Source organism: bacterium (genome assembly GCA_017744355.1).
In the GTDB taxonomy this organism is placed as follows: Bacteria; Cyanobacteriota; Sericytochromatia; order S15B-MN24; family UBA4093; genus JAGIBK01.
On sequence record JAGIBK010000001.1, the window covers coordinates 414527 to 437935 of the forward strand.

Below are 23409 nucleotides of genomic sequence, written 5' to 3' on the forward strand. Positions count from 1 at the left end.
TGGCTCTCTAGAATCGGAGCGGCTCAAGACCCACGTTCGAGCGGTGTTTCCGCTTCGGACCACGGGTAAGCCGCGGTTGGGGATGCTTCTGCTCCCCAATACCGAATAGAAGGAGCCACATTTGATGCGATTTGATCCCCGCACGATTCGCCGTCTCTCGGCGACCCTCGCGATGTGCGGCCTGGCAGGCTGTGCCGCGCTGCCGCCCGGCACCCAGACGACCGGTGCCGTGCCGCCCGACGTGACCTGGCTCAACCCGCCGACCGGTGCGGGCGCCGAGTACGCCGCCGACCGCGTGATCGTCAAGCTCAAGCAGGGACAGGCCGTTCGCTCGGTTCAGGGCATGCGCATGGTGCAGGCCGTCGAGGGGCTCGGCAACACCGCCCTCTATGCGGTGCCCAGCGGCTCGAGCGTCCCCGAGACGCTCGCCAAGCTCCGGCACGACTCGAACGTCGTGTACGCCGAGCCCAACTACATCTACCATGCGACCGATTTCAAGGCGCAGTCGACCGTCAACGACCCCATGGTCAACCAGCTCTGGGGCCTCACCAAGGTCCAGGCGCAGCAGGCCTGGGATGTGACCGCGGGCGATCCCAACGTGGTGGTCGCGGTGGTCGACACCGGCGTGGACTACAACCACGAGGACCTCAAGGGCCAGGTGATCAAGGGCCCGGACTTCGGCAACAACGACAACGACCCCATGGACGACCAGGGGCACGGCTCGCACGTGGCCGGTACCATCGCCGCGATCGCCAACAACGGCGTCGGTGTGGCGGGTCTCGCCTACAAGACCAAGGTCCTGGCCATCAAGGTGCTCGGCTCGGACGGCTCGGGCGACACCAACTCCATCGTGAGGGGCATCCTGAAGGCCAACGAGCTCGGGGCCCGGGTCATCAATCTCTCGCTCGGCGGCCCTCAGCAGTCGAGTGCGCTGAAGGACGCCGTGGACCAGGTGACGGCGAAGGGCTCGCTGTGCGTGGTCGCCGCGGGAAACGACGGCACCTCGACCCCCGACTATCCGGCAGCCTACCCGAACGCTCTGGCGGTCGGCGCGAGCGATCAATCCGACAAGCGCGCCTCGTTCTCCAACTACGGCAGCTACGTGGACATCGCCGCTCCCGGCGTGGACATCCTCTCGAGCACCGAGAAGAGCTACAAGAAGCACTCGGGCACGAGCATGGCCTCCCCGCACGTGGCTGCGGCGGCAGCTCTGTTGCTCGCCAAGAACCCGGACCTCTCGGTCCAGCAGCTGCGTGACGCCCTTACTACCACCGGCGATCCGACGACCGGCTTCGGCAACAGCGCGGTCAAGCGCATGAATGCCGCCAAGGCCCTCGCTGCGGTCGGCGGCACGGCGCCGGCGCCCGAACCTGAGCCCGGGACCAGCCCGGGCGGCGAGGACACCCAATCGCCGAGCGTCCCCACGGGCGTCAAGGCGCTGGCGGCCTCGACCACCCAGGTCCAGCTCGAGTGGAACGCTGCGAGCGACAACGTGGGGGTGACGGGCTACCGGATCTACCGGAACGGGCAAATGATCGCGACGACCGCTTCGACCGGCTATGCTGACTCCGGCCTGGCGCCCGGGACCTCCTACGCCTACACCGTGGTCGCCTATGACGCCGCGGGCAACGCGTCGGGGATGTCCAACGTCGCCAACGTCCAGACCCCCAGCTCGAGCAGTGAGCTGACCATTTCGAACGTGACGCTCAAGGGCCTGACCCGGACCAGCGCGACCATCGGCTGGACCACCAGCGTGGACGCCGATTCCCGCATCGACTACACGGCGAGCAGCACCTACTACATGGGGTACTGGCGTAACGTCCGCGACTCCGCCATGACGACCAGCCACAGCCTGACCCTGCCGAGCCTCGCCTCCGGCGACACCTACTACTTGAAGGTGACCTCGGTCGATGCCAACGGCAAGCGCGTCACGGCCGGCCTCTATGGCCTGCGGATGCCGTAAGGCGGAAAACACCTCCCTCGAACGGAAAAAGGCAGCCCCGCCTGGGGCTGCCTTTTCTGCTGCGTACTTAGTAGATGATGAGGATGCGCATGCGATCGAGGATCTTGTCCTTGGAGTTCGCGGCTTTGAGCTTGGCCGCATCCGCCCCCGAGAGCACGAGGCGATCGCCGCCCTCGATGCGCAGGGGCTTGAGGATGAGCGGGCGCGAGCCGGTGCGGGGGTTGGGGTCCTCGGGATCGTAGGCCCGCACCCAGCGGGCGACGCCTTCGTTCATGACCTTGTCGGGGTCGAAGGGGACCCCCGCGAGCAGGTCGTGGGCGCTGTCGTCGTAGACGCGCGGCGACATGCGCGGCTCGTAGTTGAGGCCGCGGGTGTCGAGGACCAAGCCCGTCACCTCGTCTGCGGCAGGCTTCGTGGGCTCGGCCCCTGCGGCAGGAGCGAGCATGCAAGCGCCTGCGAGGGCGAGAATCAGGAAGGGTGCACGCATGTGGGCCTCCGAGACTTGTTCAGGAGCGATCGCCGAGCTGCAGGCGCAGGGTACGCACTTGCTGGCGAAGGCTGGACTTGAGCGGTAGCTTTTCGAGCTGATCGAGCGTGGCACGGGCCTCCGAGCGCTCGCCTCGCGCGAGCTGCTCGCGGGCGAGGTCGAGGCCCTGGGCGCCTGCGTCGTCCCCCCAGGCGCCGAGCAGGGTACGGGCCTTGGGGAGCCAGGACGGGTCCGAGATGGAGAGCAGGCGGGTCACGGCCTGCCAGTGCTTGCCCTCATCGGCCAGGCGGTAGCTGTCCAGGACCAGGGCCTCGGGGTCGGGAGCACCCGGTGTGGGGGCAGGAGTCGGGGCAGCCGGGGCGAGAGTTGCGGTCACCGCATCGCGAGGAGGCTGCGCGGAGAGTCGAGGGGCTACAGGCCTGTTCTCAGGAGCGGGGCTTGGAGCCACGACGACGGCGAGGGTCTCTGCAGGCTGCTTGGCAAGAATGGAGTGGTACGCGTCGTAAGCACTGATCCCCCCCATCACGACCCAGCTGATGACGGTGCCCTGCACCGCAGCAAAGGCGATCTGCTCACCCGACGGGAACATCCCGAAGAGGGGGAACTGGATGGCGGCGAGGCCCGCCGCGAGGCCTACCGCGCCCCCGAGGTAGGCGGCGCCGCGCGCGTGGTCGCCCTGGTAGAACTGGCCGCCCCCGGGCAGGGCCAGGGACCAGAAGGCGCCTTCAGGAGCGAGCGGCTTCACGTCGAGGGGGAGGGTCTGGGCCTTGGAGGTGCGCATCCCCTGCGGGTCGGCGGCGAAGGCCGGCCCTGAGGCGAGGAGGATGGAGCCCGAGAGGGCAATCGCGGCGAGGTGACGCATGGTTCTATGCTAGCCCCCTTCGCGTGTGCGCGCAAGGGGCGCCAAACTAGCGAGGATTCAGCGTTTGCCGGGATTGGGGTTCGTGTCCGATCTCACAATCGGTCGCCTTGAAGGGCTAAGCGTGGGTTTGCTAGACTAGGGGGCATGAGTGCACGTCCACCCGCCGCGCCGAACCCCGGTCGTCGTCCGGTCGCTCCTCGCCGCAAGCCTTGGGGCTGGATCGCCTTGCTGATCCTGTCGATGGGGACTGCCTTCGGGGCGGGGGCCGTCACGGGTCTCCAGGTGCGACAGGCGGGGCTCTTTGCCGGCGAGACCTCCCCGGTCGAGGTCCTCTCGCAGTTGCCCGCCGTGGTCCGGGGCGAGGCCTTCGCGCGGACCAACATCCTGCTGATCGGCAGCGACGCGGGCTTTACGGGAAACCGCCGCGATGCGACGGCCCCGGTTCGATCCGACACCCTCATCGTCGCCTCGCTCGATCCCACCCACCGGAGCATCCAGCTCTTGAGCATCCCGCGCGACACCCGGGTCGAGATCCCCGGGCGCCAGGGCTTCGACAAGATCAACGCAGCCTTCGCCTATGGCGGGCCCGAGCTGACCATGGATACGGTCGCGCGCTTTTTGGACGTGCCGATTGACCACTACGTTCGCCTCAAGCTGGAGGCGCTGCCCGAACTGGTGGACTTGCTGGGCGGGGTTGAGGTCGAGGTCGAGAAGAACATGCGCTACCGCGATCGCGCAGGCGGGCTCTCGATCGCCCTAAAGAAGGGCCCTCAATTGCTCGATGGGGCGAAGGCCGAGCAGTACCTGCGCTTTCGCCACGACGTGAACGGCGACATCGGCCGGGTCCAGCGCCAGCAGGTCTTCCTCCGGGCGCTGCGCGAGAGGCTGATGCAGCCTTCGAGTCTCGCCATGCTCCCCCAATTGCTCGAAACGGCCTACCGGAGCGTCGAGACCGACCTGCCCTTCGACCAGATCCTGCGCTACGCCCTCTGGGCCAAGGACCTCCAGGCCCAAGATCTGCACATGGCCCTGGTGCCGGGGGCCTTCTCGGGCGATCGCTTCGAGGCGAGCTACTGGCTGCCCGACGAGCACGCGACACGCGCCCTCGCCCGCCGCACCCTCACCGACCAGGGCCCGGCTCCCGTCGTACAGGCCGCTGTCATTGCCCCCGAGGTCAAGGCGGACACTCGGATCTCGGTGCTGAACGGCACCCGCCGCACGGGTCTCGCCAACGAGGCGGCCCACCTGCTTCGGCAGGACGGCTGGACCGTTTGGGTGGTGGGCACCTCGAAGCGTAAGGGGCTCGCCGAGACCGAGATCGCCCCGCAGCGGGGCGAGGAGGCGCTCATCGGCCCCATCGCCCAGACCCTCGGGATCGCGGGCAAGCAGGTGAGCAGTAGCCAGGGCGATGTCACCACCGACTTCACGGTGATCGTCGGGGAGGACTTCGCCGAGGCCCTGAAAGAAACACGCAGCCGGGCTGCGACGAGCCCGGCTGCGACCAAGAGTCAGCGGAACTGACGTGGAAATGGGGAAAGCGTTGATTGCTTTCCCCCTTTCTCATTAGCCCTTGAACTTGTAGCCGATCGCCTTGTAGATCAGCTTGGCCACCAGGAAGTCGGGCCCGTGCAGGGTCTCGATGGGCGCGAGCTCGTTCACGTCCATGCCCACGACCGTCCGGGTCGCGAACAGCTCAGTGAGCGCGAAGCAGGTCTGCTGCCAGCTCAGGCCGCCGGGCTCGGGGGTGCCGGTGCTCGGCATGATCGAGGGGTCGAGGCCGTCCACGTCGATGGTGAGGTAGACGTGCTGGGGCAGCTTCGCGATCGCCGCACGGATCTCGGCCTTCCAGGCCTCCTCAGTGACCATCCGGCTGCCGCCCCAGACCATCGTGATGTTCGACTGGTCCTTGTACCACTCCCACTCTTCGGCCGAGATGTTGCGGATGCCGACCCCCACCGAGTGCACGATCGGGTAGTCGTGGGCGCGGCGCATGGCGCAGGCGTGCGAGTTGGGGTTGTCGTCGTACTGGTCGCGCAGATCGGCGTGGGCGTCGATCTGGAACACGCCGAGCGTCGGGTACTTGGCCATGTAGTGGGGGATGACGGGCGGCATGACCGAGTGGTCGCCGCCGATCAGCACGGGAAACTTGCCGTCTTCGAGCAGCTTGGGCAGGACCCGGTCGATGGTCGACTTGACCGCTTCGAAGGAGGCGAGGGGCGTGTCGAGGGTCTCGGGCTCGATGGTGGCGATCCCGACCTCGCAGGGACTCCAGCCCGCTTCGTGGTCGAAGAGCTCGACTTGCTGCGAGGCTTCGAGCACGGCGCTTGGGCCCTGCGAGGTGCCCGAGCCGTAGGAGACGGCTCCCTCGAAGGGGGTGCCGAAGATCGCCGCGCGGGCGGTGGCGTAGTCGCACTGCTCCGGCGGAAGGCCGTAGAAGCTGGTTTCCAGGTCGGTGGTGGCTTGCATGGAGGTTCCTTCAAGAGGCGAATCGGGGACGAACGACTAGTTTACCACCTCGCCGCCTACCCCCGAGCGCATCTCGCCGTACAGGGAACCGCCGTTTCAGCCGCCCTCGATTCGATCCTTGAGGGCTTTGCCGGGCAAGAAGGTCGGCGTGGCCCTGGGCGGGATCTTGATCGTCTCGCCCGTGCGGGGGTTGCGCCCCTCGCGCTCGGCCCGCTCCCTCACGGCGAAGGTGCCGAAGCCGATGATGGTGACCTTCTCGTCCCGGACCAGCGCCTCACCGATCGCCTCCAGGGCGGCGTTGACCACCGCCTCTGCGGTCTTGCGCGAAGAGTGGGCCCTTTCCGAAACCGCCTGCACCAGATCGTCCTTGTTCAAGTGACACCGCCTTTCGTCGGGCGTGGGCGACCGTCTGGGTCGGATATAGCACACCCCTTCGCGCCGAGTCACCGTCTGAGCGGGCGATACCCCTGGGCCCCGCGCCACCATAGGCTAGATCCGCCCGACTATGATACGATCGAGGCTTGCGCCCCACCCCGACTCGCTTCGACAAGGCCGGTTTTGCCATGACGCTCTTCGACCTCTGTCGCCCGCACGCGACCCTCGCCATAGTCGGCACCGCCAAGAACGCCGGCAAGACGACCTGTCTCAACCACCTCATCGAGCGCTACGAGGCGCTCGGGGTGCGGATGGGGCTGACCTCGGTCGGCCGCGACGGCGAGGACATCGACGCCATCACCGACCGCCCCAAGCCGCGGATCACGCCGCCGCCGGGCACCCTGGTGGCGACGGCCCAGCTTTCGGCCAAGCGCTCGGATGCGCGCCTGCGCGAGATCGCCACCACGCCCTTCCGCACGGCCATCGGGCCGGTGAGTCTCTACGAGGTGCTGAGTACCGGTCAGGTCGAGGTGGCCGGGCCGGTCACGGTCCAGGACACGGTGGCGCTCATCAAGCTCCTGCGCGCGCACGGGGCCAAGCAGGTCTTCGTGGACGGCGCCATCGACCGCCGGGCCTCGGCGTCGAGCGAGGTGGCCGAGGGGGTGGTCCTCGCGACGGGCCTTTCGCTCAGCGAGGACCCCGAGGAGGTTGCCCGCCACACCCTCATGCAGACCCGCTGGCTGAGCCTCGAAGCCTCGCCCTACCCGGATTTGCCCGCGCAGACCGGGGCCCTGACGCGCTCGGGCGAGTTCATCGCCTGGCCTGCAAAGACCGTGATCGAGCAGGGGGAGACCCTGATCCAGTGGCTGCCCGAGGATGCTCGGTGTCTGTCGCTCACCGGGGCCCTGACCGAAGGGGTCGCCAAGAAGCTCGTCCTGGGCCGGGTCGAGGGGCTCGACGTGGTGGTGCCCGACGGCACCCACCTCTTGCTTTCGCCTGATACCTACGACCGGCTCGAGGCGCGGGGGATCCGCTTCTTCGCCTCTCGGCCGGTGCGCCTCGTGGCCGTCACGGTCAATCCCACCAGCCCCTTCGGGGCCGCCGTCTCGCCCGATTCCTTCCTCTCCATGATGCGCGATCGCCTCGCGCCCGTTCCCGTCTTCGACGTGGTCTTCGACCGCGCCGCTGCCCGTCTCTAGCTTAAGGGGGTCACTTCCGGTGCATATCGCCATCGACACGCAGAAAGTCGCCTATGCGCGCGAGCTCGCCCAGCGCATCGCCAAGCCGATGCTGGACTACTTCGGCACGCACTCGACGCTGAGCACGGAGCGCGCCGCGCTCCGCCTGTTCGGCGTGGACGGCGTCGATGAGGACGAGGTGCCCTGGCCCAACCGCGCGGTCGAGGCCCTCAAGGAGCAGGGCCTCTTGGAGCGCGGCGCCTGCTACTGGCTCGGCTTCGCCTGCCTGCTGACCGGCCTGCCTCCCCAGGAGGCGGCGATCGCGATCGCCAAGGGCGAGATCGACTTCACCGCCCCCCTGGATCCGCGCGAGGTCGAGGCCTGGACCGACGCCAAGGCCAAGGTCCTGCTGGATGAGCTGCTCGAAGAGCGGCGCGATCGCCGTGTCAACAAGCGCGAGCACTACGGCATGGGCGGCAAGCCCTGGAAGTACTTGATCGTCGCCACCGGCAACATCTTCGAGGACGTGCCCCAGGCAGTGGCGGCCGCCCGCGCCGGCGCCGACATCATCGCGGTCATCCGCTCGACCGGTCAGTCCCTGATCGACTTCGTGCCCTACGGCACCACCACCGAGGGCACCGGCGGTACCTACGCGACCGGCGCCAACTTCAAGCTGATGCGCGAAGCTCTCGACGAGGTCGGCGAAGAGCTCGGCCGCTACATCATGCTGACCAACTACGCCTCGGGCCTGTGCATGCCCGAGATCTCGGTGCTCGCGGCCCAGCACGGCCTGGACATGCTGCTCAACGACGCCATGTACGGCATCCTCTTCCGCGACATCAACATCTTCCGCACCCTCCTGGACCAGTACTTCTCGCGCCTCATCAACGCCGCGAGCGGCATCATCATCAACACCGGCGAGGACAACTACCTGACCACCGCCGACGCCTTCGAGCAGGGCCACACGGTACTCGCGAGCCAGTTCATCAACGAGCGCTTCGCCCTTGCGGCCGGCATGACCCCCGACCTGATGGGCCTGGGCCACGCCTTCGAGATGAACCCCAAGACTCCCGACGGCCTCAGCTACGAGATCGCCATGGCCCAGCTGGTGCGCCAGGTCTTCCCGGAGGCTCCCCTCAAGTACATGCCGCCCACCAAGCACATCACGGGCGACATCTTCCAGGCCTACGCCCACAACACCCTCTTCAACCTGGTCTCGGTGCTCACCAACCAGGAGATCAACCTGCTCGGCATCATGACCGAGGCCATCCACACCCCCTTCGCCTCGGACCGTCACCTGGCCCTCCAGAACGCGGACTACGTCTTCAACTACGCCCGCAACATGGGCGCGGATCTGGACTGGAAGCCCGACGGCATCGTCGCGACCCGTGCGCGCCTGGTGCTCGACCAGGCCGTGGAGCTGCTCGAGAAGGTCGAAGGCATGGGCCTGGTCGAGGCCATCGGCAAGGGCGAGTTCGCCGACGTCAAGCGCGCCCCCGACGGTGGTAAGGGCCTCGCCGGCGTCTTCGAGCACGGCAAGGACTACTTCAACCCCTTCATGACCCGACTCGAGGCCATCAACGGCGTCGCCCGGGCGACGGTCTAGGAGAAGCCGGAAATGACGACGAACACCTATCCCAAGGAAGCCAACCTCAAGAATCTCAAGCCCTACGGCGACACCATGGACGACGGCAAGGTGCAGCTGAGCTTCACCCTGCCCGTGCCCGCGGGCCCCGAGGCCTACGAGGCCGCCAAGCGTCTGCTGCTTCAGATGGGCATGCAGGACCCGGCGGTGGTCTCGATGCAGGCCGTGGGCTCGACCATGAGCTACTTCATCATGTACGCCGCCTGCGTGCGGGGGGTGGACTACACGACCATCCACGTGCCGCGTTCGGAGTACGAGGCCATGGATATGGCGGCGATCGACGCGCTGATCGAGAAGGAATTTGGCCGTGAGATCACGGTGATCGGCGCCTGCACCGGCACCGACGCCCACACGGTCGGCATCGACGCCATCATGAACATGAAGGGTTACAACGGCCACTACGGCCTCGAGCGCTACAAGATGGTCAACGCCATCAACATGGGCGCTCAGGTGCCCAACGAGGTGCTGGTGGCCAAGGCCCTCGAAGTCAACGCCGACGCCATCCTCGTCTCGCAGGTCGTCACCCAGAAGAACCTGCACATCATGACCCTCACCAACCTGGTCGAGGTGCTTGAGGCCGAAGGGGTGCGCAACCGCTTCGTGGTGGCGGTGGGTGGTCCCCGCATCACCCATGACCTCGCCACCGAGCTCGGCTTCGACGCGGGCTTCGGCGTGGGCAACTACGCCGAGGACGTGGCCGCCTTCGTCGTCCAGGAGATGATGCGCCGCCGCGACGCCGCCAAGTAAACCCGTCCCCGAAATGGAAGGCGCCCGAGCCGGAATGGCTCGGGCGCCTTCTTGGTTGAGGGGCCGCTCGCGAGCGGGGGCTTAGACGAAGAACGCCTCGCGTCGGACGTGCTCGGGCAGCATGGCCAGGTCGAATGAGGCGACCTGGGAGGTCGTGTGCGCATCCCAGCCGAGGGCCTGGAACTCGGGGGTCATGTCGCTGGTGGCCTTGGCGATGTGAGGCGCGAGCGCCCGGGCGACCGCAAGGCCCGTAGGACCGACCGCCATCCGGTTGAAGGCGATGTGGCCGATCTCGTCGATGAGGATCTCGCTAAGGCGGGCCTGCATGGTGTCGCGGAGGGCCGGCGCCTTGGCGAAGACCTCGCCCACTCGATTGAGCATCCAGTTGAAGGTGAAGACCCCGGCGATCTCAGAAGCGAGCAGGATGGGGTGGAAGATCGCCTTGGGGGAGTAGGCGAGCGTGCCGATGAGGACCTTGAGGGCGAGCGGCGGGCGCCAAGCCTGGCTTGGGGCCGGCAGGCCGAATTGCCGCGCGGCGCCGACGAGGATGCGGGTGTGGTAGGTCTCTTCCTGGGAGATGACGCGCTCGACCCGATCGAACAGAGCACCCCCGTTGCGCTTGCCGTGCCGCTTTTGCGAGACGACCTCGACACCGTAGGCTTCGCCGGCGTTCACCTTGACGAAGGCGAGCAGTGCCAGCTCGGCAGCACTCGCCTCGGTGGCGGGGTCGTAGCGAACGTAGTTGCGCTCGAGCAAGTCGGCCTGGGCGCCTTCGTAGTGGGCATTCCAATCGAGGGTCGAGGCGAGCCAGGCCTCGCGGTGGGGATAGGCCTGAGTGGGGTCGATGCTGCCGTTGCGGCGGTCCAGAAAGGCGAGGTAGGCGCTGAGGTCGTCCTCCTGGGGCCGTTCGGCGACCGGCGCGTAGAAGCTCGCGCGGGGCATGAGGTTCAGCATGGCGATCCCTTTCGTGATGAGAGACGCAATCTCTTGCTTACTACCACGAAAGGAGGAGCGGTTGCCAGGAGGCCGGATCGAAAAACTCTGCTCGCTTGAGCGAAGCTCGCGCGAGAGGGCGTCCTTAGACCTTAGAGGGCGAAGGCTGCGAGGGTGCTTTGCTGCTGGGTGGGATGAAAGCCGAGGACGAACTTCGCGAAGGTGGGGTACCGCTCGGGCTTGAAGCCGAAGGTCTTCATCTCGTCGAGCGCTTGCTGGCCCGTATAGCCGTCGTGAGCAATACGGTAGGCCGCGACCATCATGCCGGTGCGATCGCGCCCGTGCCGGCAATGGATGTAGACCGGCTGCTCCTCGCTGGCCGTTGCCAGCTGGAGCCACTGCTGGACCATGGCCTGAGGCACGTCGACCTTGAAGGGGATGGCGATGTTGACGAACTTGATCCCGAGCTTGGCGGCGACTTCCTTCTCGTGGGCCACCAGGGCGCGCTCCTGAGCGTCGCCCCCGCCCCCCATCAGGTTGACGTCGGTCTTGATGCCGAGGCGCTTGAGGCCCGCCATGTCCTCGTCGGTCGGAATCCCGCCCCGGTACAACCCCGCGTTGACGCGGGTGAAGTTCTCCATGGGCAGCGATGGGGTCGTGTCCTTCTGCTTGGCCGCGATCCCCATGGTGTCGGGTGATGCCGGGCGTGGACCGACGTAGCTCCCGCAGCCCGTCAGGACGAGCGCGAACAGGAGCAAAGAGCGATTGAGCGTCAGGCGCATCGGGAGGCCTCCAAGCAAAGGGTGCTCTGAGATCATCGGAGAGATGGGAGCGATCCTTCTTAAGGAGCGGCTAAATTTTAGGAGAGATTGGGGATTCGTTGGGGCCTGTGGGGGAGCTGGCAACGTAGCGAGCGCGCCCGGCGCCGAGTCCCGTGAGGAGGGCGGCGAGGCCGATCAGGACGAAGAGGCCGCCGGCTGCCTGCCAGCTGCCGGTGGCGGCGTGGAGGTAGCCGGTGGCGAACGGCCCGAGCGAGGCCAACGCGTAGCCGACGGCCTGCGACATGCTCGAAAGCTCGGAGGCGGTTTGAGGATCAGGCGTGCGAAGGACGATCAGGGCCAGGGCGATGCTGAAGCTGCCGCCTTGTCCGAGGCCCAACAGGACGCTCCAGAGCCAGACGGTGCCGAGCGGGGCGTAGAGGATGCCCATCAGGCCGCTGATGGTCAAGGAGAGGAGCAAGGCGATCGCCAAGCGCTGGTCGCGGCCGCGGGTGGCCAGGTAGGGCGAGAGCAGGGCGGTGACGACCTGGGTCATGACGGAGGTCGAGAGGACCAGCCCCGCTTGAAGGGGTGGGAGGCCGCGTGCGATGAGGATCGAGGGTAGCCACCCGAACACGATGTAGGCCAGCGAGGATTGGAAGCCCATGAAGGTGGTGACTTGCCAAGCGAGTGGATCGCGCCAGAGTCCCGGCCCTCGCGCGGCATGGTGCCGCGCGATCGGGGGAACGCGCAACTGCGGCAGCCAGAGCGCCGCCGCCAGCACCGCCGGAAGGGCCCAGAAGCCCAGGGCAGGGTGCCAGTCGCCGCCGAAGTGCTGTTCGAGTGGGACGGCCAGGCCCGCGGCGAGCGAGGCGCCGAGGCAGAGGGCCATGGTGTAGACGCCGGTCATGGCGCCGGCCGCGGTCGGGAAGTCTCGCTTCACGATGCCGGGCAACAGGACGCCGATGATTCCGATGCTCGCCCCTGCCAGCAGGGTGCCCGCGAAGAGGCCGGGGATGCCGAAGTGGGTTCGCAGTCCGACCCCCGCTGCGAGCAGGAGCAAGAAGACGAAGATCACGCGCTCGCCTCCGAAGCGGCGCCCGAGCATCGGGGCGATCGGGGCGAAGAGGCCCAGGCACAAGACCGGGGCCGTCGTGAGCAGCGAGATGAGTCCGGGCGAAAGGCCCACACCGGCCCGGATGTCGCCCAGGACCGGGGCGACGCTCGAGAGGGCGGGCCGAAGGTTGATGCCGACCAGGATCAGGCCGGCGAGCAGCAGGGCAGGGTTTGCGGGCCGATGGTTCACGCAGGATCCGTTTCTAGTGGGGCTTCCACCGCATGATGATACCTTGGCAAGCCCCTCTTGATGAGTCGCCCTCGTGCAAAAGGACAGGTTGTTCGGCTGCGAAAAATGTCATGATGTGGGTATAATATGGTCATAGTAATTCAGATCGGTTGCTCGATCCGCTCGTCACCAAGCGCTCGTTCTAGCAGGAGGCCATTCCGATGCGTTTCAAGCCCATCCATGCCATGCTGCCTTTGATGGCCCTCTCCTTGACGGGCTGCTTCGGGGCCTCCCCTGCACCCATCGCGGTGATGCCGACGGAGCCGATGTATGGCGGGATGCCCGTCTCGATTGCCGTGCCTGCGCCCGAGTTGACGAACGGCCCGAGCCTCTACGACGCGCACCATCAGGTGCAGCGCTACGTCACCCTTCACTACGGCGAGGCCCGCATGGTGAAGGCCTGGTCCGACCAGGTCGGATCCGTCGGGCGGATCGGCCGCGAGGGGACCTGGTACTTCACTTACGCCGTGCCCTACCAGCCCGCCGCTACCGACAGCGCCAATCCCGATGAGGCGAGCCCTTCTTTCACCGCCCAGGGGGTCGATGTGCCCTCGCGCTTCGAGACGCAGTACCTGACCTTCGCCCTGACCGGCACCAACCAGTTGCTCGCGCCCGAGAGCCTCAGCACGACGAGCGAGGCGACCTTCGACTTCGGGCGGGCGATCGCTCTCTCGAAGGCCCTGGAACTCTGCGCCCAGGATGGTATGAGCGCAGGCCCCAACGGCCTCAAGGTCGCGCTGCGCGCCACGAGCGGCGGCGGGGCGGTCTACGAGATCGACAACAGCCTCTCCTACCAAAACGCGTACGCCTCGCCGCAGCCGCCCGTGTACCGCGGGAAGATGCCGTATCCGATGCCCAGTGCCACCCCCTATCCCAATTATGCTTACGATCAGCCTTACTACGGCGGGGGATACGGGCCAGGGCGTCTTGGCACTTTCGTCGTCGATGCCTACACCGGAAAGGTGCTCAGCCGCCCCTAGGGAACGCTCCCAAGCGCTGAGATCCGGCGTATGATGGGCGCATGCGAATCATCTCCTTGATTGCCAGCGCCACCGAAATCGTCGTGGCCCTGGGGCTGGGTGACCAGCTGGTTGGGCGATCGCACGAGTGCGACTATCCACCCGAAGTGACACGCTTGCCTGCGTGCACCGCTCCGGCCTTCGACGTCTCGGGCACGAGCGGCGAGATCGACGCGCAGGTCAAGGCCTTGTACGCCGCTGCGGCTGCCGACCCTTCGCAGGCGCTCTCCATCTACCGCGTCTTCGGCGACGTCTTGCAGCGCCTTGCGCCCGACGTGATCCTCACCCAGAGCCAGTGCGACGTCTGCGCCGTGAGCTTGGTGGATGTGGAGCGATCGCTCGAAGGCTGGATCGGGACACGCCCGAAGCTAGTCTCGCTCTCCCCCGCCTCCCTTGCCGACGTTTGGGAAGACGTGCAACGGGTGGCGGATGCGCTTGGCGTTCCCGAGCGAGGCGTGGCGCTTGCGCGCGAGCTGAAGGGGAGAGTGGAGGCGATTGACGAGCGCGCGCGATCGCTTGCTGAGCGTCCTCGCGTCGCGTGCCTGGAGTGGTTCGAGCCGCTCATGGCAGGGGGCAACTGGGTGCCCGAGCTGGTCACGCTTGCTGGAGGGGACAACCTCTTCGGAGAGGCCGGAAAGCATTCGCCCTGGATGACGTGGGAGGCTCTCGCAGCTGCCGATCCGGAGGTGATCGTCTTGCTGCCGTGCGGCTTCGACCTCTCGCGCACCCGGGCAGAAGCGGCGCATCTCGCCTCTCACCCGGCTTGGACAAGCCTCAAAGCGGTTCGTTCGGGAGAAGTTTTTCTGACGGACGGCAATGCCTTCTTCAATCGGCCTGGGCCGCGTCTGGTGGAGTCGTTGGAGATCCTGGCCGAGATCTTCCATCCCGCGGCTTTCGATTTCGAGCACCGGGGACGTGCCTGGGAGCGTTTGTAGCGCGTCCCTCGAAAGGGCTGCTGCATCCAACGATGCGCTTCGTTGACGCTCGTCTGGGGAGCGCGCATGATGGGACCCTCTTCGCAACCTGAGGGGGCAGCATGAGCTTCAAGGACCATTTCTCTGGGCACGCGGCCGTCTATGCGGCGTACCGCCCGCATTATCCCGATGAGCTGTTTGCCTGGTTGGCGGAAAAGGCGCCGGGCCATGAATTGGTATGGGATTGTGCCACGGGCAACGGGCAGGCTGCCGTGGGGCTGGCATCGTATTTCGAGCGGGTCCACGCCACAGATGCCAGCGCGGATCAGATCGCGCACGCCGAGCGGCTTCCCAATATCTCGTACGCCTGCGAACCGGCTGAGGCGAGCAGCTTGCTCGATGCCAGCGTAGACCTCCTGACAGTGGCACAGGCCTTGCATTGGTTCGACGTTGAGCGCTTCTTCCGCGAAGCACAGCGCGTACTCAAGCCTGAGGGTATCATCGCGGCTTGGTGCTACGAGCAGTTCGAGATGGCCCCTGAGCTCAACGAGATCCTCGACCATTTCTATCATCAGGCAGTCGGCCCTTACTGGCCGCCCGAGCGACAAATACTGGAAGCCGGTTACCGCACCCTGCCCTGGCCTTTCGAGGAGCTGGAGCCACCGACCCTTAGCCTGGAAGTCGAATGGCCACTGGCAGGCTTGCTGGGCTATTTGCGCAGCTGGTCTGCGACGCGTCGCTTCCAGGTGGCGCAGGGCTTCGACCCGGTCAGCCTGATCGAGTCCGAGCTGGCAGCACGCTGGGGGGATCCGGAGGAATTGAGGCAGGTCAAATGGCCGCTCTCGATGCGCGTTGGACGTCAGCCTGCGTTCTCGCCCCGATAACCCATTGGCATTCGCCCAGGCGACATTGCTCCAAAATGACGGGATCTAGCAACCAGACCTTGCTACTTTGGCAAGGTCTGGTTGCTAGATCCCGTGCAACGGGCTTAACATGAATCAATCACTATCGCTTCTGTTTAATGGAGAGTGCTCATGAAGTGCGATCGGAAATTGTTTGTCTTTCTAGTATTTGCTGCCACTCTTTCTGCCGCTGCTGGTCCTGCTGTTGCCGGTGAAATCGAGCAGGCTCAGGACTACTTCAGGCACGGTCTGAACGATAAGGCCAAGGCCACCTTGATCGAAACGATTCACGGCAAGGCGGCGCCCGCAATCGTTGCCGAAGCTTACCGCCTTCTTGGCGAGATCGCATATTCCGAAGGGCGGTACTCGACGGCTCTGGCTGACTGGCGCAAGCTCGCGACGGCCTATCCAAACACGAAAGCGGCTAAGGAAGTTAAGGATAAAATTAAAAAACTTGCCGAGATTGCTCGCGATCTGGGCAAAGACGAGCTTTCCAACGCGATTGCAAAGTCTTACCTGAAAAACGGTGATTTTTTCTCAGAATCTGATGAAACCGTTATGATCGACACATCTTGGCTTCCTAGCGAAGATCTCGCTTCGTCTTGGTACGATAGAGCTGCAAAAGAGTTCCCAGGAACGGATGCGGCAGAGCTCGCAAGAATTAAAAAAGTTAAGCTATTTGTTGGGGTAATTAATGATGAATTGAAGGAAAAAAGAAAAAATATTTATTTTTATACGAAAAGCATGTCGGATGAAAGTTTTACGAACATGACGGAGAGCTTTGAGGAGCTTCGTAAAGATTTTCCGAATAGTTCGTACCTTCAGTCTGCAAGGTACCTGATCGCTCAGACCTATTGGAAAAACAAAAACTGGAACGAGACAAGGGAGTGGTTAAACTCCATCATTGAGGCGGGCAAGGGTGACGACTCTTTCTACGTTCAACTCGCAAAAGCTCGCCTGAATAAGGTCGAATGGTAAACATTGACTCCCCGCCGAGGCGGGGAGCTTTTTTCTGAGCTTCAAGATGGCAGCTTCCACACCGTTGAGAATGGGAGACTTCAGGTAAACCGGTAATCGTTGGATTCAGCCCTGTGAGTTCGCCAGGAGGGTGAACTCACAAACCTTTGCTTGGATGGGTACAAAGAAAAAGTCGCTAATCTAACGTGAGGAGATTTCTTTGTCCCGATTCATGAAGAACGCCAAAGTCCTCTTGCTGCCTGCATGCGCGCTGCTCATCGCGAGCTGCACCGGTCCGGTTTCGTCGCCTGCGGTTGGCGGTAAGGGCTCGGACACCACGACGACCAACCCGGGCGGTGACAACGAAAAGGGCCCCGACATCACGATTCCCCCCGGCATGTCGATTCAGGGCTCGCCCGTCAACGTGGATGCGGTCGGGGACGTTCAGCTAGCTGCCGAGAACTTCGCGGCGCTCAACATGGGGCTCGCCTACGATTACGAGCCGGCGCCCTCCAATCCCGATCCCAACACCGGGCTTTACTACAAGGTAGCGTTCGACAACAATCCGCTGGATTACTATGGCTACGGCGTTCGCCAGAAAAATGGTGCTTCGGATCCGTATGTGTACCGCGAATACTTGCACGACAAGAGCACGCTCACGATCAAGAACCAGCAGACCGATCAGCCGTTCAGCGACGTTCAGTTCGAAAATGGCCTGGCCTACGTTAGCTTCTCCGAGGCGACTTGCGATATCGCCGTGACCACCTCGGCGCACTACCTGAAGCGTCTCTTCTGGGGGGCGCCTGTGCCGGCGGCGCAGGACACCAAGCAGTATCAGGGGCAGGACGACCAGACGTATAGTGCGTCTGCCCCGGCGAAGAGCGGCGTCTATACCTCGTTGCCGAATCAGGACAGCCTCTACCCCGTGGTCCTGGGCTATTACCAGCCGATGAAGAAGGTCTCCTTCAAGGTGAAGGTGACCGATCTTAAGAACGAGCCCATCATGTTCCTCAATGCCAGGAACTTCAAGATCACGCTCCCGAACTTCAGCACCTCGCTGGTCAAGGTGGCGCAGCCTGATGCCCAGGGCGTCTACAGCGTTTCTTGCATGCTTCCGGCTGATGCCTTGGGGCCCAACTACCTCTCGTACGGCCGGCGCCTCACGGTCGCGGTCGGCGATCGCCCCGGCGACATTCCGCTGCCGTAAATTGCGGCCCTACGCATAAGCGCGGGCTGAGGGCGTCTAGAAATCAGAACAGCGGGCATGGGGACTCTCCCATGCCCGCTATTTCAATGTTGCCCAGTGAGACAGCCAATCCGGTAAACCACGCCGGCACTGTCGGCTCATCAGGGGCTGCTCAGTCGTGCGAGCAACTGCAGCAGGTTTCCCGACCGGCAGCGCGTTCGAAGCTCTCGCGCCCCTCACCGACGATCCAGTAGAGGATCCCGAGCGCGGCAAGCGGATCGGCCCACCACCATCCCAGGTACTTGGTGGCCAGTAGCCCGATCAGGAGGGTGGCGGACATATAGGCGCAGACCCAGGTGCAGTTTGCTTCGGCCTTGAGGGCCTGGCTGCCGATGGCCGTCCCGATGCGCTTCTTGGCGGTCGCGATGATGGGCATGATGATCACCGATGCGATGGCCAGGCCGATGCCAAGCGGCCCTGGCTCGGATTCAGTGCGCGTCCAGAGCGTCACGAGCGAGCCGACGGCAATGACGGCGGCCAGGGCATAGAAGACGACGCCTGCCCACCAGTTGGCGCGGCGCTCTACTTGCTCGATGCGTGCTTCATCGGCCCCACGCGCCTCGACCAAGAGGCGCCAGAGTAGGACCGCGCCAAGCGCCAATTCGATGATGCTATCCAGGCCGAAGGCTTCAAGCGAGATGCTGCGGTCCTGGAAGCCTGCCCATAGGGCGAGGAACATCTCGACTGCGTTGTAGGCCATCGTGATGAAGACGAGTCCCATGCCGAGGGCGAGGTTCTTTCGGTGCTGTGCCTGAGTGCTGATCTCGAGATTCATCTCGCCCTCCTATCGTGGCGTCGCGCTTGGCGTGAATTCCTGGACGTGACGGGCGCATTCTGCGATGAGGCGGGTGATGTGGTCATCGGCGAGCGAATAATAGGCAATCTTGCCGGCCTTGCGGTAAGTGACCAGACGCATGCTTCTCAAGAGTCGCAAGTGGTTTGAGATGGTCGTCTGACCGACCCCGAGCATCGACGCTAGATCGCAAACGCAGAGCTCGCCGTATGAAAGCGCGTGCACGAGGCGCAAGCGCGTGGGGTCTCCGAGCAGCTTGAAGGTCTCGGCCATCGCTTGAGTCGCGGCTGGTGCGGGCATCTGGGCCGAGACCCTCTGCACCTCTTCGGTATTGATGAAGAGAGTTTGGCAGATCCCTTCAGCGTTTGTATTTGCAGAACGATTCATCATGTGATGAATTATAGCGTAGTTTCAGACCATCGCACTTATGCGCCGCCAGGAGCGGGTGCTTAGGGCCTCGTCCCCTGTCATCCTGGCAAGCGGCCTCGGCAACGCCGGTTCTTCGGGAGTTGAGCGAGGGATGCTTGTTGGTTTGATTGGCCGTCACGTCGAGATTCGTTGGCTGACCCTGCTCTGAAGCCAACGGGCAAAAGGGCTATGATGCTCCACTAGGATCTCGTCATGGTGCGATCGCAGAAGTGATTGCCACGGTTGAACACGGAGGCGTCGTGCCTCCGCCCAAATGCTTTTACCACCACCCTCTTGGCTCTTCCCCTTCGCTCAGAACGACAAATAGCGTAAGGAGTCCGAATCATGAGGCGATCGTTCCTAACGTCCCTTGCGCTGACCCTGATGGTGGGGGGCTGCACTTTCTCCGACTCGCCCGCTGAGCCCCCCATGCCCGTGGACGATTCAGCCTTTCAAGCATCGCCGAACGTCCCGCCATCGCGCGAAGCGTTAGCCGCAGATATCGAGCGTCGAAAAGTCGGTACGCCAGGTCTGAACCGTCTCGGGTTCACTGTCTTCAATGCATTGCTGTCACAGGGAACGCCTCAGAATCTCGCCCTGTCCCCGACAAGCCTTGGTCGGGCCCTGTTGATGGCCTATGCTGGCGCTCGCGAAAGCACCCGAGAGGCCATGGCGAGCGCCTTGGGGATGCCGGACCAATCCGAAACGACGCTCGCACACTGGGCTGCTGCGACGGGACCCAGCCTCGATAGACGGGGAGTGTCCATCCAGGTAACCGATTCGGCGTGGGTCCGCGCGAACTTCTCGATCCTGCCGTCGTTCACCGACGAGCTCAGACGCCTTTTTTCGGCCGAGGTGGGCACGTTCCGCGATTCGGCGGACGGCACCGCCAAGCTGCGTGCCTGGATCAAGAAAGCCAGTAAAGGCTTACTGGATGGGCAGGGCTTTGAGTTGAGCGATGACGTGGTACTCGCCCTTGCCGATGTGATCACCTTCGACGGTCGCTGGGACGAAATCTTCCAGAAGGCCCAGACACAGCCCCGCCCCTTCTTTACTCGCCCATCCGAGAGCCGACAGGTGCCCATGATGCAGCGTGCAGGCGAGTTCCTGTATGCGGAGGAGGCGGGCTATCAGGTCATTCGCCTTCCATACCAGGAAAGCGCCTATGCGATGTACGTCCTGCTGGCATCCGATTCTGTGCCGGCCCCGGCGCCCATCGATGCGGAGGCATTTGAACGATTGGCGGATAGGCTCTCGTCGAACCAGGGCCAACTGTTGCTGCCTCGTTTCTCGATGAAGCTGAATGTCGCGCTGACCGATGCGCTGAAGGCCTCAGGAATGGGCCTCGCCTTCTCGGATGCGGCCAATTTCGACGGGATTGCCGATAACCTCCGTCTTGACGAGGTCGGTCAAGACGTAAGGGTTGAGGTGGATGAGGAAGGGACCGTTGCGGCGGCAGCGACGGTGTTGAAGGCCGTGCCGACGAGTGCCCGTGTCGACCCTACCCCCTTCCACATGGAGGTCAATCGGCCTTTCTACTTCGCAATCCGGGAGGATGCGACCAAGGCTATGCTCTTCATGGGCAAGGTGGTCCAGCCTGAATAGGCCTTCCGACCGTGACGAATCGAAGCGCCTGAAACCTGTGCGCTTGAGCTTTCCTCGGGCTATACTCTCAGTTGAGCCGTGAACTTTCGATGAAATGACGGAGCCCGATGGACGTGAACAACCAGCAAGAACTTTTCGCCCACATGCAGATGGTGCAGGCCGAGTTTGAACGCCAGTTATCGGACGTGCAGGCCCGGATGATGACGACGGTTGGCTCGCTGCAGGAGTCCCTGCTGACGATGGCGGGTGAGCTCGACAAGGCGACGACCACCATCACCCGCCAGCGCTTCTTGCTCCTCGAGATCCTCGAGAACTGTTCCGATTGCAGGCCCGATGCTGTTCCGCAAGGCGAAGGGCCAGGGGCCAGGTGTGGGCGATGCGAACGGATCGCCCGGTTCCTTGGAGGTGACGAGGGTTGAGGCACGCTCGGGTGCTGGCCTGAAAGAAAACGAGTCCCGCGATTTCGCGGGACTCGTTTTCTTCCGTGGATAGGGCCAGAATCGAGCTGCCGACACCGGGATTTTCAGTCTCGTGTCGAGCCGGCCCAGTGGGATCAACAGCTTCACCCACAAGCCGTCCACGGTCAGCGGCACCTCGTCCGGCCTGATTGGCGACGGCGGCGAAGTCACCGTTGCATCCCCCGACGAGTTCCTGCTCCATTACATGGAGGAAATTGATCCCTTTATTGCCCGGGTTCTATCAGTCCTGCCGCAGGACGCCTGGCCACAGGAGAGCTGATATGAGCGATCCTCAAAGCGAACCCTTGAGGCGGCTTCTGGCCGATCTTCCTGATCTCCTTCCGACGCTGGAGGGGACCTACAAGGACGTCCACGCCCACCCCGAGCTGTCCATGCACGAAAGCCGCACAGCCGGGATCGCCGCAAAGTATCTAGCCGACAATGGTTATGAGGTGACGCCGGGCGTCGGGAAAACAGGCGTCGTAGGCCTGCTGTGCAATGGCGACGGACCGACCGTCATGCTGCGTGCCGATATGGATGCGCTGCCCATCCGGGAGGACACGGGGCTCGAATATGCCAGCACGACGACTGCGGTCGACTCTGCTGGCAAGGTGGTGTCAGTGGCCCATGCCTGCGGCCACGACATGCACGTTGTCTGGCTGATGGGAGCCAGCGCGCTATTTGCCAGACATCGCGATGTCTGGCGCGGCACGTTGATTGCGGTCTTCCAGCCGGGCGAGGAGACGGCACAGGGTGCGCGTGCGATGATCGATGACGGCCTGTTCAAGCGTTTTCCCAGACCGGAGGTGGTGCTGGGCCAGCATGTCATGGTCGGTCCGGCGGGAACGGTCGCCGGAAGCGCTGGGCCGATCACTTCAGCGGCGGATAGCTTGCAGATCCGGCTGTTCGGGCGCGGCGCCCATGGTTCGATGCCGCAGGCAAGCATCGATCCGGTCGTCATGGCCGCCGCGACGGTCCTCAGGTTGCAGACCATCGTCTCGCGTGAAGTGGCCGCGAACGATGCGGCCGTGCTCACGGTCGGCGTCCTGCATGCCGGAACCAAGGAAAATGTCATTCCAGATGAAGCGCTCATCAAGCTCAACGTCCGGACGTTCGACGAGAGCGTGCGCAAGCGTGTGCTCGCCGCGATCGAGCGGATCGTGAACGCTGAGGCCGAAGCGTCCGGCGCACCACGACCGCCCGAGATCATGACGCTCGACCGCTATCCGCTCAACGTCAATGACAAGGAAGCGAGCGAACGCGTCGCCGCCGCATTCCGTGGGCATTTCTCGACCGAGCGCGTTCGTCATACGGGGCCGGCGCCGGCGAGCGAGGATTTCGGCTGCTTCGGAGCCGAATGGGGCATTCCTTCCGTTTTCTGGTTCGTCGGCGGCACCGACCCCGCGGTCTATGCCAAGGCCAAAGCGGAAGGACAGCTCAACGAATTGCCGGTCAACCACAGCCCGCATTTTGCACCTGTCCTGCACCCGACGCTGGAAACCGGGGTGGAAGCGCTGGCCGCAGCGGCGATGGCATGGAATGCGGCTCGATGAGTCGTTTCCCCGCCCATGACGTGTCTCCGGCACATCGATGATGGTTGAGCTGAACGCCACGAGCGGAGTGATCCATACGATCATCCCCATTCTCGACCTTTGCGGGACGTTTGCCTTCGCGCTCAGCGGGGCGATGGCGGGGATCAGGCGGAAGCTGGATATATTCGGCGTCCTGGTTCTGTCATTCGCGGCCTCCAGCTTCGGTGGGATCACCCGCGACCTGCTGATTGGCGCGGTGCCACCCGCCGCCCTACAGGATTGGCGCTATCTGACCGTATCGCTCCTGGCGGGTCTGATCGCCTTTTTCTTCTCCTCCTTGATCGAGAAGCTGCGCAATCCGGTGCGCATGATGGACGCGGTGGGCCTCGCCTTCTTTGCGGTCTCGGGCACCGAGAAGGCGCTGGCCTTTGGCTTGAGCCCGGTCATGGCAGCCCTGCTGGGAATGTTGACCGGCATCGGCGGGGGCGTCGTCCGCGATGTGCTGCTCGCCGAGATACCGGTGGTTCTTCGGTCCGACCTCTATGCGGTGGCAGCTTTGGCTGGCGCGGCGGCCGTGGTGGGCGGCAGCTTGTTGCATCTTCCGGTCGTCATCTCCACGCTTGGCGGGGGGCTGATCTGTTTCGGCCTACGGGTGATGGCGATCCGCCGAGGATGGCACCTGCCGGTCGCGCACGATAGCGATCCGACGGCATCTTCAGACGGGCAATAACGGCACCCCCGATAGCCGGGGGATGCGGTCTTTCCTAATTGGCTTCAAGGAAAATTCGACCGCCTATCAGCTCGATTATGGCTTCG

At 64.4% G+C, this 23409-nt stretch carries 24 protein-coding genes; 15 read left to right on the forward strand and 9 right to left on the reverse strand.

The window, feature by feature from the left end:
* Window positions 1-124 precede the first annotated feature (124 nt).
* On the forward strand, window positions 125-1963 hold the full coding sequence (locus J7643_02020) for a S8 family serine peptidase (GenBank protein MBO9539351.1): 1839 nt from the start codon (window positions 125-127) through the stop codon (window positions 1961-1963).
* A 67-nt stretch (window positions 1964-2030) separates the two neighbouring features.
* On the opposite strand, the gene J7643_02025 is transcribed toward J7643_02020, so the two are convergent.
* Together J7643_02025 and J7643_02030 are read right to left on the reverse strand one after the other, a co-directional pair.
* A complete protein-coding gene (locus J7643_02025) occupies window positions 2031-2450 on the reverse strand; it encodes a hypothetical protein (protein MBO9539352.1) in 420 nt (139 codons plus the stop codon).
* A gap of 19 nt (window positions 2451-2469) precedes the next feature.
* Window positions 2470-3312 (reverse strand): hypothetical protein, encoded by an 843-nt coding sequence (locus tag J7643_02030; protein ID MBO9539353.1) that lies wholly within the window; start codon window positions 3310-3312, stop codon window positions 2470-2472.
* Between the two features lie 144 nt (window positions 3313-3456).
* Here J7643_02030 and J7643_02035 point away from each other — a divergent pair, with 144 nt between their 5' ends.
* Window positions 3457-4833, forward strand: coding sequence for an LCP family protein (locus J7643_02035; GenBank protein ID MBO9539354.1), 1377 nt, complete (start codon window positions 3457-3459; stop codon window positions 4831-4833).
* A gap of 42 nt (window positions 4834-4875) precedes the next feature.
* Here the strand turns inward: J7643_02035 and speB are convergent, their stop codons facing one another.
* Both speB and J7643_02045 read right to left on the reverse strand, forming a co-directional pair.
* Window positions 4876-5778 carry an agmatinase gene (gene speB, locus J7643_02040; GenBank protein MBO9539355.1) on the reverse strand — a complete coding sequence of 301 codons (903 nt, stop codon included), beginning with the start codon at window positions 5776-5778 and terminating at the stop codon, window positions 4876-4878.
* Between the two features lie 96 nt (window positions 5779-5874).
* Window positions 5875-6153 carry an HU family DNA-binding protein gene (locus J7643_02045; protein MBO9539356.1) on the reverse strand — a complete coding sequence of 93 codons (279 nt, stop codon included), beginning with the start codon at window positions 6151-6153 and terminating at the stop codon, window positions 5875-5877.
* 146 nt (window positions 6154-6299) lie between these two features.
* Here J7643_02045 and J7643_02050 point away from each other — a divergent pair, with 146 nt between their 5' ends.
* From J7643_02050 to J7643_02060, 3 genes are read left to right on the forward strand one after another with little or no spacing between them, the layout of a single operon-like run.
* Window positions 6300-7352 (forward strand): hypothetical protein, encoded by a 1053-nt coding sequence (locus J7643_02050; protein MBO9539357.1) that lies wholly within the window; start codon window positions 6300-6302, stop codon window positions 7350-7352.
* A 19-nt stretch (window positions 7353-7371) separates the two neighbouring features.
* The gene (locus tag J7643_02055; protein ID MBO9539358.1) at window positions 7372-8937 is read left to right on the forward strand and encodes a D-lysine 5,6-aminomutase subunit alpha; all 1566 of its coding nucleotides are present in this window, start codon (window positions 7372-7374) and stop codon (window positions 8935-8937) included.
* A gap of 12 nt (window positions 8938-8949) precedes the next feature.
* Window positions 8950-9723 (forward strand): cobalamin-dependent protein, encoded by a 774-nt coding sequence (locus J7643_02060; GenBank protein ID MBO9539359.1) that lies wholly within the window; start codon window positions 8950-8952, stop codon window positions 9721-9723.
* Window positions 9724-9804: 81 nt separating this feature from the next.
* Here J7643_02060 and J7643_02065 read toward each other — a convergent pair whose 3' ends face one another.
* The 3 genes from J7643_02065 to J7643_02075 all read right to left on the reverse strand — a co-directional run bounded on the left by J7643_02065 (window position 9805) and on the right by J7643_02075 (window position 12807).
* A complete protein-coding gene (locus J7643_02065; protein ID MBO9539360.1) occupies window positions 9805-10677 on the reverse strand; it encodes a hypothetical protein in 873 nt (290 codons plus the stop codon).
* Between the two features lie 131 nt (window positions 10678-10808).
* Window positions 10809-11438 (reverse strand): tyrosine-protein phosphatase, encoded by a 630-nt coding sequence (locus J7643_02070; GenBank protein ID MBO9539361.1) that lies wholly within the window; start codon window positions 11436-11438, stop codon window positions 10809-10811.
* A 70-nt stretch (window positions 11439-11508) separates the two neighbouring features.
* Window positions 11509-12807: a CynX/NimT family MFS transporter gene (locus J7643_02075; GenBank protein MBO9539362.1), complete on the reverse strand. Its 1299-nt coding sequence runs from the start codon at window positions 12805-12807 to the stop codon at window positions 11509-11511.
* A 113-nt stretch (window positions 12808-12920) separates the two neighbouring features.
* Between J7643_02075 and J7643_02080 the strand changes: the two genes are divergently transcribed.
* The 5 genes from J7643_02080 to J7643_02100 all read left to right on the forward strand — a co-directional run bounded on the left by J7643_02080 (window position 12921) and on the right by J7643_02100 (window position 17758).
* A complete protein-coding gene (locus tag J7643_02080; protein MBO9539363.1) occupies window positions 12921-13739 on the forward strand; it encodes a hypothetical protein in 819 nt (272 codons plus the stop codon).
* Window positions 13740-13780: 41 nt separating this feature from the next.
* Complete coding sequence (locus J7643_02085) at window positions 13781-14713, forward strand: cobalamin-binding protein (GenBank protein MBO9539364.1); 933 nt, start codon at window positions 13781-13783, stop codon at window positions 14711-14713.
* A 101-nt stretch (window positions 14714-14814) separates the two neighbouring features.
* Window positions 14815-15576 (forward strand): class I SAM-dependent methyltransferase, encoded by a 762-nt coding sequence (locus tag J7643_02090; GenBank protein MBO9539365.1) that lies wholly within the window; start codon window positions 14815-14817, stop codon window positions 15574-15576.
* A gap of 150 nt (window positions 15577-15726) precedes the next feature.
* Window positions 15727-16572, forward strand: a complete 846-nt coding sequence (locus J7643_02095) for a tetratricopeptide repeat protein (protein ID MBO9539366.1) — start codon at window positions 15727-15729, stop codon at window positions 16570-16572.
* A 199-nt stretch (window positions 16573-16771) separates the two neighbouring features.
* Window positions 16772-17758 carry a hypothetical protein gene (locus tag J7643_02100; protein MBO9539367.1) on the forward strand — a complete coding sequence of 329 codons (987 nt, stop codon included), beginning with the start codon at window positions 16772-16774 and terminating at the stop codon, window positions 17756-17758.
* A gap of 151 nt (window positions 17759-17909) precedes the next feature.
* Here the strand turns inward: J7643_02100 and J7643_02105 are convergent, their stop codons facing one another.
* Both J7643_02105 and J7643_02110 read right to left on the reverse strand, forming a co-directional pair.
* Window positions 17910-18572: a cation transporter gene (locus J7643_02105; protein MBO9539368.1), complete on the reverse strand. Its 663-nt coding sequence runs from the start codon at window positions 18570-18572 to the stop codon at window positions 17910-17912.
* 9 nt (window positions 18573-18581) lie between these two features.
* Complete coding sequence (locus J7643_02110; GenBank protein MBO9539369.1) at window positions 18582-18977, reverse strand: helix-turn-helix transcriptional regulator; 396 nt, start codon at window positions 18975-18977, stop codon at window positions 18582-18584.
* A gap of 366 nt (window positions 18978-19343) precedes the next feature.
* On the opposite strand from J7643_02110, the gene J7643_02115 reads away from it, so the two are divergent.
* From J7643_02115 to J7643_02135, 5 genes are all read left to right on the forward strand, one after another.
* Window positions 19344-20603 carry a hypothetical protein gene (locus J7643_02115; protein MBO9539370.1) on the forward strand — a complete coding sequence of 420 codons (1260 nt, stop codon included), beginning with the start codon at window positions 19344-19346 and terminating at the stop codon, window positions 20601-20603.
* 107 nt (window positions 20604-20710) lie between these two features.
* Window positions 20711-21022 (forward strand): hypothetical protein, encoded by a 312-nt coding sequence (locus J7643_02120; protein MBO9539371.1) that lies wholly within the window; start codon window positions 20711-20713, stop codon window positions 21020-21022.
* A gap of 112 nt (window positions 21023-21134) precedes the next feature.
* Window positions 21135-21341 carry a hypothetical protein gene (locus J7643_02125; GenBank protein ID MBO9539372.1) on the forward strand — a complete coding sequence of 69 codons (207 nt, stop codon included), beginning with the start codon at window positions 21135-21137 and terminating at the stop codon, window positions 21339-21341.
* Window position 21342: 1 nt separating this feature from the next.
* Window positions 21343-22614 carry an amidohydrolase gene (locus J7643_02130; GenBank protein MBO9539373.1) on the forward strand — a complete coding sequence of 424 codons (1272 nt, stop codon included), beginning with the start codon at window positions 21343-21345 and terminating at the stop codon, window positions 22612-22614.
* 37 nt (window positions 22615-22651) lie between these two features.
* Window positions 22652-23323 carry a trimeric intracellular cation channel family protein gene (locus J7643_02135; GenBank protein MBO9539374.1) on the forward strand — a complete coding sequence of 224 codons (672 nt, stop codon included), beginning with the start codon at window positions 22652-22654 and terminating at the stop codon, window positions 23321-23323.
* The last annotated feature ends 86 nt before the right edge of the window (window positions 23324-23409 follow it).